Raw genomic sequence first — 17,860 nt, 5'->3', positions numbered from 1 at the left:
TCTCCTTACACAGTTATTTTCTTATTTAATAAATAGCGGCTTAATAAAATGGAGATAATGCCTAAAATACTGGCTGTAACGCTTACAATGATGATTTGCTCAGATGTATAAATGTAATTACCTATTTCTAATAATTCGATTAATATAATAGGTGCTGATAATACAGCTATAACACCTACACAGTATAGGATGGCAAGAATGATTCCTTTCCATTTAAAGCTGCGCTCAAGCAATATGGCCGTGAATAGGATGCTCAAAGCAATAAATCCTGCACCATAATATAAAACGAATTCTGTGAAGGTAGATGGGAGAATAACCGTAATAAATTGAGATCCCTTGATTAAGCTGCCAATCGATACCTCATGTAAATAATCCGCTGATATAAACCATTTCAAAATTTTTGATTCAATTAGAAGGAGTATCAATTGGATAGATACTAGTGAGAGTACAAGTAGCATTATAGCTGTTAATTTCGAAAAATAAATATTCATTCTTGATGTAGGAATCATTAATAAACGATAGATAAAGGATCCTTTACCTGACCAGTCACGGTACCAAATTAGAAAGATATATAAGAAGATGGCACCTGCACATAAGGCAATCGGACCATTAAACCAAATAGAATTCACATAATTGTCCATGCCATAATAACCAAATTCTTCAATAAAGACTTCTATAGGGACACCATTCGTTAATGATTTATTAGCGTCACTCATGTAGATGTTAGCTTCAATGATTAACCCGGCAACTTGTATAATAAAAACAGCAATAATCAATCCAAATAAAATTTTTGTAAATCGATTTAACTCCATATTCACAAGCTTAAAAAAGCGATTCATCCTCTATACACCTCTCTCATTACATCTACGACAGACTTACCTTCGTTATTTCGAACTTCTTCTGCATTAAATTCTTTATAAACGACTCCGTCATTTAACAAAACAACTTTATCAATGAGGTGCTCAATATCGTTGATTTCATGGGTTGTGATGATAACACCGCGGTCTTCAATCAGGTGGCTTGTAAAGACATCTGCTATTTGTTCACGGCTGAAAATATCGATACCGGAGAATGGTTCATCCATAAGAACATAATCAACATCCAGAGCCAATCCCAATAACAAATTCACTTTCGCGGTATTTCCTTTAGATAATGTTGAAATCCGTATGTTTTCATCCAATTTGAAAAAGCTCAATAATTCATCGGCGCGATCTTGGTTCCAACTCTCATAAAAATCATTCATAAAATCCATTGCCTGCATAATGGTGAAGTTCGAAAGCATCGTGAACGTATCTGGAATAAATGTGATTTTCTCATACGTATCCTTCGTTCTTTTAGTTCCGTTTATAAGAATTTCTCCACCATCAATAGGAGTAAGGCCCATGATGGATTTCATAATCGTTGTTTTACCTACACCGTTTATACCGATTAAACACGTGATTTCCCCTTTGTTGGCTGTGAATGATACATCATCCAATACGTTTTTTCTTCCAAATTTTTTCGTTACATTTTTTACTTCTAACATGAAATCCCCTCCTTACTCTTGTTCCGCATTATATTTTTCTTTGACAATACTCAACAGTTCATCTACTGGTAATTGAATCGGTTTAATTGCCTGAACAAAGGTATCAACGGCTTCAACAATGAGTTCCTGACGAACGCTTGACAATATGACCTTGTCGGTTGTGACCCGGCTTGGGAAATTTCTTTCTGTGTGAATCAATCCCTGTTCCTCCATTTCCTTATACGCTTTTTGAGCAGTATTGGGGTTTATTTTTAGAAGATTGGCCAGCTCACGTCGAGAAGGAATCTCCTCTCCGCTTGCAAGCCGACCGGTCGCTATTTGTTCTTTGAAGTAACGGACAACTTGTAAATATACAGGATCCCGGTTATTAAAGATGATGTTCATTAATTCATCTCCTATGGCTTTTTAACCAATTATTAGTGTGTGTACTATGTAGTTCATACACTTGATATGTGTACTATACAGTTAATACACTAAAACTGTCAATAGGATAGTAAAAAATTCCCTGAAATAGTTTTAAAACGTGTAATTATTTAAGAAGGGTCATGGCAAAATAATAAGGATTCTCTGGGGAAGGAGTTTACTTGTTATGCATAATACAGGCCTGGTTCTAGAGGGTGGCGGAATGAGAGGGCTATATACAGCTGGAGTTCTGAGGTATTTGATGGAACAGGATATATATGTGCCATATACAATTGGTGTTTCAGCTGGTGCATGTAATGGCTCTTCTTATATTGCACGGCAAATAGACCGTAATTATGCGGCGAATATCGATTATGTCTCACACCCGGAATACCTATCCTATAAACGTTTTCTGAAGAAACGTGAATTATTTGGAATGGACTTTATTTTTGATAAAATTCCAAATGAACTGGTCCCATTTGATATAAAGGCTTTTTGTGAAGCAAAGGAACAGTTTGTCGTGGGTGTTACAGATTGCGTAACAGGCGAACCTGTATACTATAGAAAAGAGCACCTAATAAAAGATATTACAACGATTCTGCGCGCATCCAGTTCGATTCCTTTTTTTGCTCCGGAAATCTCTTATGATGGAAGAATGCTGCTGGATGGCGGTGTTGCCGATCCAATACCGATACAAAAATCTCAAGCAGACGGGAATACGAAAAATATCGTTGTGCTTACTGGGAATAAAGGCTATATGAAAGCATCGTCGCTTGATTGGCTTGGAAAAAGAAAATATAAGAACTATCAAGGGCTGCTAAAGGCTCTTCGCAAACGGCATATCGTTTACAATGACACGATCCGCTATTTGGAGGAACAAGAAGAAAAGGGACTTGTCGTCATTATTCGTCCATTAGTGAAATCAGATGTCAGCCGTGTTGAGCGTAACCCTAAAAAGCTGAAAAAGCTGTACAATCAAGGATATGCTGAAGCCAAGGCTGCTTATGGAAAAATCAAACGGTTATTATAATAAAAACCCATCACTTAAATAGTGATGGGTTAACGTTTAGTATGAAATTAGGCTAATTCTGATTGTAAGTAATTCCAGATTAACTGGGCAGTATGTTCAATAGAGCTGATATGGGTTCTTTCAAAAGCATGTGAAGCATCAATGCCGGGTCCAATTAATCCGTGTATGATATCATAGCCGGCACGGATGGCAGCAGAAGCATCAGATCCGTAAAAAGGATATATATCTACACGGTAATCAATCTTGTGTTGCTTTGCCAATTCGACTAAATGCTGACGCAGGCCATAATGATAGGGTCCGCTAGAATCTTTTGCACAAATGGAAACACTGTATTCATCCGTAGATTGTCCTTCTCCAATTGCTCCCATATCTACAGCCAGGTATTCAACAGTTTCAGCAGGAATGTTGGAGTTTCCGCCATAGCCTATTTCTTCATTATTTGAAATTAAGAAGTGGGTCGTATAGGGGAGAGTGATGCCTTCTTCTTTTAACTGTTTAATGATATACATCAGTATGCCGACACTCGCTTTATCATCTAAATGACGGGATTTAATAAATCCATTGTCTGTCAGTTCAACACGGGGCTCGAAGGAAACAAAATCACCTACAGAAATACCTAGACCTTCTGTATCCGTCTTGCTTTTTGTCACAGCATCAATTCGAACTTCAATCGTTGCATCCTCGCGTTTAATATCTCCCATTTTCTGATAAACATGGACAGAAGTTTGATTTAAAAGAATCGTCCCTGTAAACGTTTTACCTTCAGCTGTATGGATTTTACAATATTCGCCTTCAACAGAATTCCAACGAAATCCGCCGATCATCGATAATTTTAAACGCCCGCTTGGTTTGATTTCTTTCACCATAGCACCTAATGTATCTACATGGGCTGTTAGAAAACGGTGCTTTGAATCATCCTGTCCCTTGATTGTTGCCAATAGGGCACCTTTATTTGTTTTTACTGCAGGTATTCCTTGAGATTGTAAAAACTGTGCTACATGATCAATTACTTCCGTTGTATAGCCGCTCGGACTTGGAATGGATACAAGGTCTTTTATGTACTGGAAAATTTCCTGGCCATTGGCTTTCATGGTTCCGAATCACTCCTTTTTATGTATAGATTTATTATATACCTTTGTTAAAAAGTTGGACAATAAAGGCAGAAATAACTTGCTTTTTTAGCAGTAGGACTGTAAATTTATAGTTAAATAAATATTCTGAAAAATCTTATCAAGAGAGATGGAGGGACAGGCCCTGTGAAGTCTCAGCAACCGCCAATATGGAAAGGTGCTAATTCCTGCAGGAACAATCATTCCTGGCCGATAAGAAGGGACTCACTCTAATGAAAAGTCTTCTTCTTGAAGACTTTTTTCGTTTTTAAGCATATTTTTATTCACTGGGAAAATGAGTGGATGTAAGTAATTCGTAACTTTGATGGCAAATTAGAGCCGGATGAAGGTAAATCAGAGTAACTGTATTTCGGGGATTAATAAAGAGAGAGGGGTCATACATATGACAACAGTTAAAATCGAAACACTCTTAGCTCAAATAGGCAATCGAAGTGAAACACAAACAGGTACTGTTAATCCGCCAGTTTATTTTTCCACAGCCTATCGCCATAACGGAATAGGGGAATCAACAGGGTTTGATTACATAAGAACAGGAAACCCAACCAGAAAATTATTAGAGGAAGCAATTGCCGAGCTAGAGGGTGGTAAACAGGGATTTGCCTTTAGTTCAGGTATGGCTGCCATTCACTCATTGCTATGTTTATTTTCTCCAGGTGATGAAATAGCCGTCTCTGCCGATCTGTATGGAGGGACATATCGGTTATTTGAGCAAATATGGAAGACGTATGGCATCAAGTTTAACTATTGCCATACATATGAAGATTTCGCTGAATCCATTACGGAAAATACGAAGGCCTTCTTTATAGAAACACCGACAAATCCGCTTATGCAGGAAATGGATATTAAAGAAATTGCTCAACTGACCCAATCTAACAATCTACTGCTCCTTGTGGATAATACGTTTTATACACCCATTTTGCAAAGACCGATTGAGCAGGGAGCAGATATCGTTGTCCACAGTGCCACCAAATATTTAGCAGGACATAATGATGTATTGGCTGGATTAATTGTCTCAAAGAGTAAAGAGGTTGGTGCGCGCCTAGAAGAATATCAAAATGCAACAGGCGCTGTACTGCCGCCATTTGACTCCTGGCTTGTGATGAGGGGAATGAAAACATTGAGCCTAAGGATGAGGCAGCATGAGGAAAATGCTAAGATAATCAGCCGATTTTTAAGAGAAAGAGAAGAAGTGACAGATGTCCTTTATCCTGGTAAAGGGGGGATGATATCGTTCCGGCTGAAATCAGAGGAATGGATCAATCCATTTTTAAAAAGCCTTCGCATCATATCTTTTGCTGAAAGTCTGGGTGGAGTAGAAAGTTTAATGACGTACCCTGCTACACAAACACATGCGGATATCCCTGAGGAAGTGCGTACACAAAATGGAGTCTGTAATTGTTTGCTGCGCTATTCTGTTGGGATAGAGCATGCGAATGATTTGATTGATGATCTTATTCAAGCTTTTGAATCATTATCGGTTTAGGTTATTAGAAATTTGAACTTTACAGGCATTTAGGTGCATCATGAAGGATTCCAGAAGTAATACCTAAAAAGGATAAATTAGAAAATTATGCAAATTAACGACCCGTTTTGATATACTATACCAAAATGGGTCTTTGGGGAGAATGAAAATGGCTGAACTGGTGATTTCTATTAGCAATCTTCAAATGCATTATGGATCGAAAGAAGTACTTCGAGGAATTAATCTTGATGTAAACAAGGGACAAATTATTGGCTATATAGGTCCCAATGGGGCGGGGAAAACTACCACAGTTAAAATATTGCTCGGACTCCTTACAGACTATACAGGCTCAGTGAAGGTCTTTGATAAAGAGCTTTCTGAGGATAGGATTACCTATAAAAATAGAATTGGCTATGTGCCTGAATTGGCAGATTTATATGATGTATTGACTGCACGTGAATATTTGACTTTTATAGGTGAGCTTTATGGCTTATCTTATGAGCAGGCTGACCAAAAGGCTTTTAAACTAATGAGGCTATTAAATATTGAAGAAATGTATGATTCACGAATAAATAGTTATTCAAAAGGGATGAAGCAAAAGGTTCTATTAATTTCAAGCCTTCTTCATAATCCGGATATTTTATTTTTAGATGAACCTTTAAGCGGTCTCGACGCGAATAGCGTTATGGTCATTAAAGAATTGCTTGGACTGCTGGCAAGCGAGGGAAAAACTATTTTTTATTCCTCACATATCATGGATGTCGTCGAGAAAATTAGCAATCGAATTATTTTACTGCATGAAGGCAGGATTGTTGCAGATGGAAGCTTTGCAGAATTACAGGATGTTGGCAAGGAAGGAACTCTTGAAGAAATTTTTAACCAATTAACTGGTTTTACACAGCATCGTTCAATTGCCGAAGATATTGTATCTGTTGTTAAAGAGGATTAATAGATGAAAAAATTTATGAGTTTGCGTGTGTTGGATAGAGGACAAAAGCTCTTTCAGTGGATGGGAATTGATTATCCGGTTATGAGAAGAATTCTTCAGGTTAAGCTTACAATGGATGCCAGAAGAGTTCCAACTTTGATGAATGATGGGTCTGGAAATACAGGTAAGGATTCAAATCAATTTTTAAAATCCTTATGGGTTTATGCGCTTATGGGTCTAATACTGATTCCTTTTATTATTATGGGTGAAAATTATTTTTTCCAAATGAGTATGTTGTTTGCGGTATTTATGTTTTTTATCATTACATCTTTAATATCTGATTTTTCCCATGTGATGCTTGATATACGGGATCAGTCTATTTTATTGTCTAGACCGGTTGATGGGAGAACGGTCTCGGTGGCAAAGCTGATACATATTATTATTTACCTTGGCACAATAACCCTTATTTTTATTGCGCCTGCGTTCATTGCTGCTATTGTTACTCAAGGAATTGGCTTTAGTCTGTTATTTTTGCTGGTCATTATATTGATTGATATATGGATAGTCTTGCTTACTGCTTTAATCTACTTGGTTATTTTAAAGTATTTTGATGGAGAGAAATTAAAGGATTTTATCAGTTATGTACAAATCTCCTTGTCTATTTTAATGATTGTTGGCTATCAACTAACGGTAAGGATATTTGACCTTGTAGATAGGCAAGTAGAATTTACACCAACTTGGTGGAGCTATATTCTTGCGCCTATTTGGTATGCCGCTCCCTTTGAGGTAATACTAAATGGGAATTTTGCATGGCAATATATTCTCTTAATCAGCTTGGCTGTAATTGTACCGCTTGTTTCTGTCATTATTTATATTAAAAATGTTCAAAACTTTGAGCAGTATTTACAAAAGTTAACTAATCATACAGGAGCCTTATCGAAAAAGAAACGCAGTCATTTTTCAATGTTCCTATTACGAAATAAAGAAGAACGAGTCTTTTATCATTTCGCAAAAAACCTCATGAAAAACGAACAGGCGTTTAAACTGAAGGTATATCCATCTATTGGAATGGTTATTATTTTTCCGTTTATTACACTACTCAATCAATTCGGGGAAAATGGATGGAAAGGTATTCAAAATGGCAGCGGTTATTATACAATTTATTTCAGTGCGCTTATGATTCCAACTATTGCTATTGCACTCCGATATACCGATTCATATAAAGGAGCATGGATATACAGGGCCTCTCCATTACAGAGTGCTAAGTCTATCTTTATAGGTACATGGAATGCGGTTATGGCCAAGTATGTTCTTCCCATCTATTTGGCATATAGCTTTCTATTTATTCTTATATATGGAAGTGCTATCTTTTGGGATCTATTGATTGGTCTCTTTACGTTATTTATAATGGCAGTCCTGTCGTTCAGGACATATACAATTATATTGCCATTTTCTAAACCAACTTCTGCAACACAGGAGAATGAGGGGATTAAGACCGTTTTCCTGCTTTTCATTCTTGGCGTATTTGCAGGTTTTCACTTTCTTATAAGCAAGGTTGAGTATGGTTTATATGGATATGGGGGAGTCTTGCTGATCACAGCTATTCTTGTATGGCGATATGGATTTAGGATCGACTTTAAAGATTTAAAGGATTGATACGATTTTAATAACCACTGTGTTCGTATCAAAAAGCGCTGTTTATTTTATTGGTGGTTGACTTTCTTTAAAATCAAAGTAGGCATTTTGTAATACAATTTGATATTCTATACGTACGATAAGCGGATTTGATGGAAAATGGATAGGGGAGTGGAGAGATGAAAGCTTTAATCAATATAGATTATACAAATGACTTTATAGCAGATGCTGGCAAATTAACATGCGGTAAACCTGGAAAGGAAATTGAAGAGTACATTGTTACTTTAACAAAAAGATTCATTGAGGACAAAGATTTTGTTGTATTTGCTATTGATGTACACGATGAGAATGATCCATTTCACCCTGAAAGTAAATTATTCCCACCGCATAATATACGTGGTACCGAAGGTCGTTTATTATTTGGAAATCTTCAAAATGTGTATAATACTAATATTGGACAAGAGAACCTGCTATGGATTGATAAAACACGATACTCTGCCTTTGCTGGTACTGATTTGGAAATTAAATTGCGTGAACGCGGAATCACGGAATTACATTTAGTAGGAGTTTGTACAGATATCTGTATTTTGCATACAGCAGTGGATGCCTATAATAAAGGGTTTAAAATAGTAATACATAAAAATGGAGTGGCGAGCTTTAATGAAGCAGGTCATGAGTGGGCCTTATCCCATTTTGAAAATACGCTGGGAGCCAGTGTTTTGTAATTGAAGGAGGAAGTTTGATGACACATTATCCGGACGACAGCTTTGCTTTGCATACAGACCTATACCAAATTAATATGATGGAAACCTATTTTAAAGATGGGATTCATAATAAAAAAGCGGTATTTGATGTGTATTTCAGGCGCAACCCATTTAAGAACGGTTATGCCATATTTGCCGGACTTGAACGGGTGATTACATATATTAAAGACTTAAAATTTACAGAGAGTGATATTCAATATTTAAGGGAAGAGCTTAAGTATGACGAAGTATTCCTTGAATATTTAAAAGAACTGCGTTTTACAGGCACCATCAGAAGCATGAAAGAAGGCGAGCTCGTTTTCGAAAATGAGCCTTTAATGCGAATTGAGGCTCCGCTTGCAGAAGCTCAGCTGGTTGAAACAGCAATATTGAATATTATTAATTACCAAACTCTTATTGCAACAAAAGCATCACGTCTGAGTGTAGTAACTGGTGGTGAATCCCTGTTTGAATTCGGTACAAGGAGAGCACAGGAAACGGAAGCGGCAATTTGGGGAACAAGAGCCGCTTATATCGGCGGTTTTCAGGCAAGCAGTAATGTCAGAGCTGGCAAGAAATTCGGCATTCCGGTAGTAGGAACTCATGCGCACGCGCTTGTTCAGGCTTATCGGGATGAATATACAGCCTTCCGAAAATATGCAGAATCACATTATGATTGCACCTTCCTTGTTGACACCTTTGATACATTAAAATCAGGTGTGCCAACTGCCATACGAGTAGCGAAGGAAATGGGCGATAAAATTAATTTTAAAGCCATTCGTTTGGATAGTGGGGATTTAGCTTACTTGTCTAAGAAAGCACGCAAAATGCTTGATGAAGCAGGCTTCACAGATACATTAATTACGGCTTCCAATGATTTAGATGAAGCAACAATCCTGAACCTGAAAGCACAGGGCGCCAAAATTGATATGTGGGGTGTCGGAACCAAACTGATCACGGCCTATGACCAGCCAGCTTTAGGAGCTGTATATAAAATGGTCAGCATTGAAGATGAAAACGGCGATATGGTTGATACAATCAAAATCAGTGCAAATCCTGAAAAAGTGACTACTCCTGGCATGAAGAATGTGTATCGGATTATTAATAAGGAAACAAATAAATCGGAAGGGGATTATATTACACTCGAATATGAAAATCCTGCTTCTGAGAAAATATTGACTATGTTCCATCCTGTACATACCTTCATTAGCAAGGAAGTAACAAATTTTGATGCAGTACCACTGCATGAAAACATCTTTGTGGATGGGCAATTAGTGTATAAAACACCAGACTTGACGGTTATTCAACAATTTGCAAAGGATAACCTGGACTTGCTTTGGGATGAATATAAACGGTTCCTTAATCCGGAAAAATATCCGGTTGATCTAAGTCCAAAATGCTGGGAAAATAAACGGGTTCGTATTCAGGAAATAATGGAACACGTGAGAAAAACAGAAGCTGAAGTGAAAAACTGGAGATAATCAGCAATCCACCTTGCCAATAGACAAGGTGGATTTTTTGCTTTCAAAATAAATTTTAGGAAGGGAGTGCTTATACCTTGAAATGGAGACAATTATTTCGTGAGTATCGTAATATCCTTCCGAATGATTTAGAACAAGTTAGAATTAAAGGGATAAGATTACGCAAACGGCGAACCATGCTGAAAAAGAATGAATGTGGCTAAGAAATATTTAATGAACCTGGCATATAGCCAGGTTTTTATTTTTACTGACTAAAATCCGCTATAATATCAGACTGAATGTCGGTAAATGATGAAATGAGGGGAACGAAAATTATAAAAATAGGTTTCAGGATGTATGTTAGAACTTGACTTTTAAATATATAATATTGGAAACAAATGGAAGAGGGTGGGTGCATGAAAGTAGGTTCGTTGATTAAATATTATCGGACTAAGCAGGGATTAACTCAAAGTGAGCTGGTCGAAGGCATATGTTCTGTACCTCATCTAAGTAAGATTGAACATAACGAGAAGGAAGCAAATGACCAAACTATCCATTTATTATTACAACGTTTAGGAGCAGACTTAACGAATGTTTATGAACAAAATAATACGGTGAAAAGATTGCTGGATGAATGGATTGAATGCATCAATTATTTTCAGATTGAAGAGGCAAAAGAGATTGATCGGAAGTTAGATAGTTTGGTAGATTTCATTGCCTATACACCACATTTATTTTTATATGAATTGTATAAAATGAGATATTTATTATTTATTAAGGATACTAAAAAAGCCATTCAACACTATAAATGGCTTGATAAACATAAGAAGAATTTAAATTATCAGGAGCTATATTTGCTTCATTATTATCATGCTATTTGTCTGCTCATCCAAAATAAGTACAGACAGGCCAATGAAGTTTTAGAGGAATTAGTTTCTGCAAGCAGGGATGGGATGAGTGTTTCTGCGGATGTTTATTATCATTTGGCACTTGCTAAATGTCATATGGAACAGCATGGGCATGCTATCTTCTATGCTAACGAGGCACTAAATGCCTTTACTGCCCAATATAATATAAAGCGAATTATGCACACGCTTGTGATTCTCGGCATTAGTTATACCGATACAGGCATTTATGAGGTGGCAGCAGAGTGCTATAAACATTTGAAAAGAAATGCTGAGATCCTAAATGAATCGGCAACTTTATCGATTGCCTATCATAATATTGGCTATTTAAAGCAGAAAAAAGGAGAGCTGAGTGAAGCAAGAGACTATTATTATAAAGCTGTAAATTGTGAAGCGGAGAATGCCCAATCTTCTATGGTGAGCCTTTATGCTTTGGCAGAAACCTCTTATTATTTGGGAGAATGGGAACAGGCGAAAGAGTATTTACATCACTTAAAGAAGAAAGCTCAAGAAACCGGGTCTAAAATATATCAAATGCTGCCCAATTATTATTTATATATGATTCAGGGGGAAGAAGAAAGAGCGATTAGCTATTTAGAAGAGTATACCCTTCCTTATCTATATAATGGGGAATCTCATTATAATGATATTCGCAGTGTTAGTAAAATTTTGGCAGATTATTATAAGAAATCAGGAAAGTTTCAGAAAGCCTTGCAATATATTTATACAGACTACTAGTTAAGGAGGAGAATAGATGAAAAGAAAAGCTCCCATTTTGCCGCCAATCGTATAAATGGTGTCATTTTAGAGAGGGTCAAAAGGACTGATTGTCCAATCAATCAGTTCTTTTTTGTTTTCATTTTTGCATAATTAATTTAGTGGATTATTAAATTATCTGAAAATTTACATAAATTTTATTGGGAAAATATAATTCTACTAGGTACAAACACCCGTTTGTATTAATCGCCAAATAGGTCGCAAATAGGATAGAAAAATGTCGATAGGTAAGAAAAAGCGCAAAAAATATAGTAATTTGTCACAAAAACTAATCTGATAACTTGGGAAAGTTTTTTTATTTGACAAAATAGAAAATAATAATTCTGAATTAATAGTTAATTTGTTCCGTGTTCAAAGAAAAAAATAGCCACTATAATAACGATACAACAAGAAAAGTTCACAGAAAATTCAAAAAACGAGAGGAGACTGAAAGATGAAAAAAAGGAAGATATTTGCTGGAGTTGTCCTAAGTGTATCAATGGCTTTATCTTTTGGCTCAGGAACAAATGCTGAGGAGAGGTCGACTGCAAAGGCAAAGGATGTCAGCTCAGAGAAAACCTATCGTGTTCTGATTCAGGGATCTCAGTCAGAAAAAACAAAAGTAAAGAAAAATATGGGGACACACCGAGACTTCAGCAACCAAGGATTTACGACAGATGTTTCTGAAAAAGAATATCAGAAACTATTGGAAAATAAAAATATCGAAGTAGAAAAAGTACCTGAATTTAAAATTGCTGCAACTGCTATAGAAAAAGCTACTTCTGCACCTACAACCCGAGTGCCATGGGGAATTAAAGCAATCTATAATAATAGCTCTCTTACTTCTACATCAGGCGGCAGTGGAATTAAAGTAGCAGTTTTAGACACAGGCGTGTTAAAAACGCATGCGAGTCTTTCATCCAATATTGAACAATGTAAGGATTTCACTCAAACAAGCAGCACGGTTGTGAATGGCTCCTGTGCTGATGGGAATGGTCATGGTACCCATGTAGCCGGAACAGTGGCTGGCAATGGTACTGGCGTATATGGGGTTGCCCCTCAATCCAAAGTATGGGCCTATAAAGTTTTGGGTGACGATGGATCTGGTTATTCAGATGATATAGCAGCAGCAATTAGACATGCGGCAGACCAAGCATCCTCTACAGGTTCAAAAGTAATTATTTCAATGTCACTTGGTTCCAGCTCTAATAACTCTCTCATTAGCAGTGCTGTAACATATGCTTATGGAAAAGGTGTTCTAATTATTGCGGCAGCTGGTAATAGCGGCTATTCTGCCAATACAATCGGATATCCGGGTGCTTTGGCGAATGTAGTGGCTGTGGCAGCTCTTGAGAATGTTCAGCAAAATGGAACATACCGTGTGGCTAACTATTCTTCCAGAGGTAACCCATCCACAGATGGTGATTATGTAATTGGCTTAAAGGATGTTGAAATCTCTGCTCCAGGTTCTGCAGTTGAATCAACCTGGCATACGGGTGGATATAATACAATCAGTGGAACCTCAATGGCAACACCGCATGTATCCGGATTGGCAGCAAAAATATGGGCTTCCAATACAGGATACTCTCATACACAGCTACGCGCGGAATTACAAAGACGTGCGAAGTTAGTTGATATTAAAGGTGGATATGGAGCCGCTACAGGTGATGATTACGCATCCGGTTTCGGTTTTGCAAGAGTACAATAATAATTGAAACTTACGAATCAGCCTCCCGATTTTTGGGAGGCTGATTGATAATAGGATTAAATGAGAGAGTGGATTAATCTGATCTGGAATTCAATGGAATCTGCAAAACTAGGAGGTGTTTCCAGATGAAAGTATAAAAAAATGATGTAAAACAACAAAACTTGTGGGGAATTCATCTTAAGCAGAGGAAAATCTGCTGACGTGGAGCTGAAATTAGCCAAAGCTAGTATATAAATAGCAGAATCCAGCCAAAATGGAACAGAATCCAGCCGAACTGGACGGAAATCCAGCCAACTGAGTCTGAAAGCCGACTGATATATCAGATACAACGAAACAATTACACTATTTAATTATTCATTACTATCCCCCTTTAGGTAGTTGCCATTAGCAAAATCCTTATAAAGGAATTGATGATAATGAAAAAATGGTTTCGAATGAAAGGATGCGTAGAGTTATTTCGCTCGATAGCCAAGAAAGGAATGCTTTATTTTTATCAATTGGGGTTAGTTAGTATTGCCGGCTGGACATTGGCAAGTTTAGTGATGGCATATCAGGAAGTCTTGATGAATCCGATACAACTGCTCATGGTAACAGAATTGTCTAACCTTGATAAAGGTTGGTTCGTAGCATTGATGACCAATATAGTAACATCAGATGCAAATCGGATTATTGGAAGAGGGCTGTTGTTGCTGATTATTTGGATACTACTATTTCTATTTGTGCCTTTAGCAACGAGGAGTTTAAAGAGCTTCAGATTATTTCAGTTTGAGATAGAGCTGGAGGATGAAGATCCTTTGGAGGAACAAGTCCCTGTCGAAATTTTTCAATATGCACGGTTAAAAATCATTTCTAATATCTATGCCGAAAACAATAAAATGAGTCTCTACCGTTTCTATAATGAACAAGCCGGTTGGGCAGATTATAAAGAGGCACTGGCTTTCTATCTGGAAATAATGGCGGAGGAATACTGGGAGCAGGTTAGGATAGGAATCAATTGGGGGGTATATGAGTGGCAGGCTTTACCGGAAGAATGGAAACACCAGGCTTATATATCAGCAGATAAAGATAAGCCTTGTATAAAGAATAAACAAACGACTGTATATGGACCATCAAAAAACTCCATGATTTATACGTATCAGCATTTTGACACCGTCCTTGTAACGGTTCTTTGGAGTTATACTCATGAGTTTGATGCTATTGACCAGCAATGCATGTATATACTTCATCATGCCTTATCTGATCGTCTGGAAAACATAGAATATGCCATCTGGATTGAAAAAAAAGCAGCCTGTGGTCATTTTTATGAAACTGATTGTGAAATTATGGAGAGGTGAGTATTGGATTGACTGATTATATTATGGACAAAGCCAAATATCGTGCTGAAAAATATAGACAATCGCCAAAAATGTTGAGTATCACTAAAGAGTGTAAAGTTATTGAAATAAAGCCGAGAGCCGAATATGGTTATGCAATTGAGAAAAAGGTGTTTAAAAAGTAGTCCATTCCGCTCAATCTTTATTATTGACTGGATGGTCTATTTTTTTATTTGCCAAAAAGAGGCTAACGTATACCTGCACATTTATCCCAAAGAGAGTAACGTAAGGGAAATTTATTTATAAACAGAGAGGGGACTAGTATGTCCTTACCTAACAACCCAAACATTACCCTTGTATAATAATTGACCGGGAAGATGCCATTAAAATGTTACTGCCTTCCATAGCGATGGAAGTTATGGGTTTATCACATATATTGAATGCAAGGGGAGAGAAACTGTAGTAAAAGCTGTCCATAACATTCAGAAGACTCTATTATGATGGATGATAGCGTTAATCAAACACTTAGGACAACTGTAATATCATAAATTATGCTGCAACTGAAATTGGAAGATATCATTTTGGGCTAGGTTCCATCTACCTTGTCAGTAGTAGTATCTTTTCAACGTGCCAATGAGGTAAGCCTCCCTTTAACTGAAAGGTTCGACTATTTCTCTCCAATTAGTAGGTACGGTCTCTGTGGAAACAGGGGACAGGGGCTAACATATCGATTGTAAGATTAGTATAAATAGTAATAAAAGAACGTGCTTTTCAAAGATGTTCTTTTTCAATGGCTGTTTTCGTATGTTGCTCAATACAAAAGACTTAATTACCATTTTGTAGTAGTTATAGATAGAGATAGCTGCTTCAACAAACCGAAAAAAGGAGTGCGTTATAGTGATAAATAAACGTTTTGAGGATGTTTATACTCAAGGAAAATGGAGGTTACTAAAATAATTCGTGATAATGAGACAGGAGTCCTATATATGGTTCATTATAACGGCCTTATTTCTGGATTAACTGTTATGGTTGATAAAGATGGAAAACCTTTAGTTAATAAAGATTTTATACCTGAGTCTGGTACTTCAGTGGAATAATGCGTCGGCCACTTCCTTATGGAGGTGGCTTTTTTTACACATATATTTAACCGTTAATCTAAAATGTACTTAAAACCATTTGATTCACTCGTTCTTTGGTTGCAAAGAGTTTAATCATTTTTTGGTCTCACAATATTGACAAGTCATAGATGAAATCGTTTGCGCAAAAAGTGAATATTATTTGACTTTTCAGGATAATTTATATGATTAAATAGGTAAATGAGTAAAAAAAGGTTTGAGATATTACATTCATATGTTAAATTGGAAAAGAAAGGTTTGTGCAAACGTTTTCGTAAAGTGGAAAATTAATAGTTTTTAAGAATAAGGTCACTGGTCTTTTACATATTTATAGAAAACGTTTACTTGAACCAAACATAAAGAGAGAAGCGAGGTAAAAGAATGAAACAAAAAAAATGGTATGCGGGTGCTTTATCAGCTTCACTATTGGCAGCAGCTGTCTTAACGGGATGCTCATCTGAGAGCTCTTCCTCCGATAGCAAAGATAAGGTAACAATTGATGTATTTCAGTTTAAAGTGGAATTCAAGGATCAATTTGAAGATGTAGCCGAACAATATGAAAAAGAAAATCCAGGTGTAGAAATTAATATTACTACAGTTGGTGGCGGGGAAGATTATGGTGCTTCTTTAAAATCTAAATTTGCTTCAGGCAAGGAACCTGCTATCTATAATGTTGGCGGACCGCAGGATGTTGCAGATTGGAAAGATAAACTAGCTGATTTATCCGATACAAAAGCATCCAAAGAAGCACTAGATGGAACTCTAGATGGTGTAACTACAGATGATAAAATCCTTGGTCTTCCATATAACCAGGAAGGATACGGCTTGCTTTATAACAAAGAAGTCTTTGAAAAAGCTGGTATTAAAGCAGAAGAAATCAGAACAATGAAAGCGCTTGAAGAGGCGGTTAAAACAATCGATACCAAAAAAGACGATCTTGGTATTAAAGCAGTATTTGCTTTACCAGGAAAAGAAAAATGGATTACCGGGTTGCATGCTTCCAACGTCTTTATCTCTCCAGAATTTGAAGAAAATATTATGAATGCTTACAAATCTGACAAGGTTGATTTTAAATATGGAGATCAATATAAAACATACATTGATTTATCCAATAAATATTCTATTCAGCCAACTGTTAGCCTTGATTACTCACAGCAAGTAGAAGAAAACTTCTCACTTGGAAAGGTAGCTATGATTCAACAAGGTAACTGGGTATATGGTTCCATCGCCGGAATTGATGAAGAATTTGCTCAAGAAAAAGTTGGTATTCTACCAATTCCTGTAGAAAGTTATAAAGAAGATTCTCTACCAGTTGGTATTCCAATGTACTGGGGAGTAAACAGCAACAATGATGAGAAAGTTATTGAAGCATCTAAAGACTTCTTGGATTGGTTATATACATCTGAAGAAGGTAAAAAGACAGTTCTTGAAGATTTCAGCTTCATTCCTGCTTACAAAGGATATGATTCTAGTAAAATCGCAGACCCAATATCTAGAGAAGTATATGATTATGCGACTGAAGGAAAAACAATTGGATGGGTATTTATGGGCTATCCAACTGGTTGGGGCGAAGATAAATTGGGTGTAAACATACAAAAATATTTAAGTGATGAAATGTCTTGGGATGAGCTAGTCAAAGAATCTCAAAAATCTTGGTCTGAATCACGCTAATATCCTTTACGTATATGTGATAGAACTGCAAAACAAAGTAGTGTTGGGCTACTTTGTTTTGCTACATAGATAATGGA

The 17,860-nt window shown here is 36.7% G+C and carries 17 protein-coding genes and 1 riboswitch; of the genes, 13 read left to right on the top strand and 4 right to left on the bottom strand.

Translation table 11 applies throughout. The annotated features are described in order from the left end of the window. Positions 1-5: 5 nt before the first annotated feature. The 3 genes from A8L44_RS09500 to A8L44_RS09490 are packed head-to-tail and all read right to left on the bottom strand — an operon-like array spanning position 6 to position 1,909. Positions 6-839, bottom strand: coding sequence for a hypothetical protein (locus tag A8L44_RS09500; RefSeq protein ID WP_066104800.1), 834 nt, complete (start codon positions 837-839; stop codon positions 6-8). Beyond that, the gene (locus A8L44_RS09495) at positions 836-1,525 is read right to left on the bottom strand and encodes an ABC transporter ATP-binding protein (RefSeq protein WP_066104796.1); all 690 of its coding nucleotides are present in this window, start codon (positions 1,523-1,525) and stop codon (positions 836-838) included. Before A8L44_RS09495 ends, A8L44_RS09500 begins: the two co-directional genes overlap by 4 nt. A 12-nt stretch (positions 1,526-1,537) precedes the next feature. After that, positions 1,538-1,909, bottom strand: coding sequence for a GntR family transcriptional regulator (locus A8L44_RS09490; protein WP_066104793.1), 372 nt, complete (start codon positions 1,907-1,909; stop codon positions 1,538-1,540). 205 nt (positions 1,910-2,114) lie between these two features. On the opposite strand from A8L44_RS09490, the gene A8L44_RS09485 reads away from it, so the two are divergent. Beyond that, positions 2,115-2,957, top strand: a complete 843-nt coding sequence (locus tag A8L44_RS09485; RefSeq protein WP_066104791.1) for a patatin-like phospholipase family protein — start codon at positions 2,115-2,117, stop codon at positions 2,955-2,957. Between the two features lie 47 nt (positions 2,958-3,004). On the opposite strand, the gene A8L44_RS09480 is transcribed toward A8L44_RS09485, so the two are convergent. After that, positions 3,005-4,048, bottom strand: a complete 1,044-nt coding sequence (locus tag A8L44_RS09480) for a M42 family metallopeptidase (RefSeq protein ID WP_066104788.1) — start codon at positions 4,046-4,048, stop codon at positions 3,005-3,007. A gap of 133 nt (positions 4,049-4,181) precedes the next feature. After that, a riboswitch (SAM riboswitch) is annotated at positions 4,182-4,286 on the top strand. A gap of 183 nt (positions 4,287-4,469) precedes the next feature. Between A8L44_RS09480 and A8L44_RS09475 the strand changes: the two genes are divergently transcribed. The 12 genes from A8L44_RS09475 to A8L44_RS09435 all read left to right on the top strand — a co-directional run bounded on the left by A8L44_RS09475 (position 4,470) and on the right by A8L44_RS09435 (position 17,783). Then, complete coding sequence (locus A8L44_RS09475) at positions 4,470-5,570, top strand: methionine biosynthesis PLP-dependent protein (protein ID WP_066104782.1); 1,101 nt, start codon at positions 4,470-4,472, stop codon at positions 5,568-5,570. Between the two features lie 142 nt (positions 5,571-5,712). Beyond that, a complete protein-coding gene (locus A8L44_RS09470; RefSeq protein ID WP_066104780.1) occupies positions 5,713-6,498 on the top strand; it encodes an ABC transporter ATP-binding protein in 786 nt (261 codons plus the stop codon). Between the two features lie 3 nt (positions 6,499-6,501). Beyond that, positions 6,502-8,133: a hypothetical protein gene (locus tag A8L44_RS09465; RefSeq protein ID WP_066104778.1), complete on the top strand. Its 1,632-nt coding sequence runs from the start codon at positions 6,502-6,504 to the stop codon at positions 8,131-8,133. Between the two features lie 158 nt (positions 8,134-8,291). Next, on the top strand, positions 8,292-8,837 hold the full coding sequence (locus tag A8L44_RS09460) for a cysteine hydrolase family protein (RefSeq protein ID WP_066104776.1): 546 nt from the start codon (positions 8,292-8,294) through the stop codon (positions 8,835-8,837). 17 nt (positions 8,838-8,854) lie between these two features. Continuing rightward, a complete protein-coding gene (locus A8L44_RS09455; protein ID WP_066104773.1) occupies positions 8,855-10,336 on the top strand; it encodes a nicotinate phosphoribosyltransferase in 1,482 nt (493 codons plus the stop codon). A gap of 77 nt (positions 10,337-10,413) precedes the next feature. After that, on the top strand, positions 10,414-10,539 hold the full coding sequence (locus A8L44_RS19355) for a hypothetical protein (protein WP_257469149.1): 126 nt from the start codon (positions 10,414-10,416) through the stop codon (positions 10,537-10,539). Between the two features lie 192 nt (positions 10,540-10,731). Further along, complete coding sequence (locus A8L44_RS09450) at positions 10,732-11,958, top strand: helix-turn-helix domain-containing protein (protein ID WP_066104769.1); 1,227 nt, start codon at positions 10,732-10,734, stop codon at positions 11,956-11,958. Positions 11,959-12,430: 472 nt separating this feature from the next. Further along, positions 12,431-13,684: a S8 family peptidase gene (locus A8L44_RS09445; RefSeq protein WP_066104766.1), complete on the top strand. Its 1,254-nt coding sequence runs from the start codon at positions 12,431-12,433 to the stop codon at positions 13,682-13,684. A 416-nt stretch (positions 13,685-14,100) separates the two neighbouring features. Next, on the top strand, positions 14,101-15,018 hold the full coding sequence (locus A8L44_RS09440; protein ID WP_066104763.1) for a hypothetical protein: 918 nt from the start codon (positions 14,101-14,103) through the stop codon (positions 15,016-15,018). A gap of 8 nt (positions 15,019-15,026) precedes the next feature. After that, positions 15,027-15,182 carry a hypothetical protein gene (locus A8L44_RS18945; RefSeq protein ID WP_175354270.1) on the top strand — a complete coding sequence of 52 codons (156 nt, stop codon included), beginning with the start codon at positions 15,027-15,029 and terminating at the stop codon, positions 15,180-15,182. A gap of 801 nt (positions 15,183-15,983) precedes the next feature. Next, positions 15,984-16,094, top strand: a complete 111-nt coding sequence (locus A8L44_RS19220) for a DUF6440 family protein (protein WP_254654708.1) — start codon at positions 15,984-15,986, stop codon at positions 16,092-16,094. A gap of 399 nt (positions 16,095-16,493) precedes the next feature. Continuing rightward, on the top strand, positions 16,494-17,783 hold the full coding sequence (locus A8L44_RS09435) for an ABC transporter substrate-binding protein (RefSeq protein ID WP_066104760.1): 1,290 nt from the start codon (positions 16,494-16,496) through the stop codon (positions 17,781-17,783). Positions 17,784-17,860 lie beyond the last annotated feature (77 nt).

The organism is Bacillus sp. FJAT-27986 (assembly GCF_001685035.1).
Lineage (GTDB): Bacteria > Bacillota > Bacilli > Bacillales > Pradoshiaceae > Pradoshia.
This window is presented reverse-complemented; position numbering and strand designations above follow the sequence as displayed.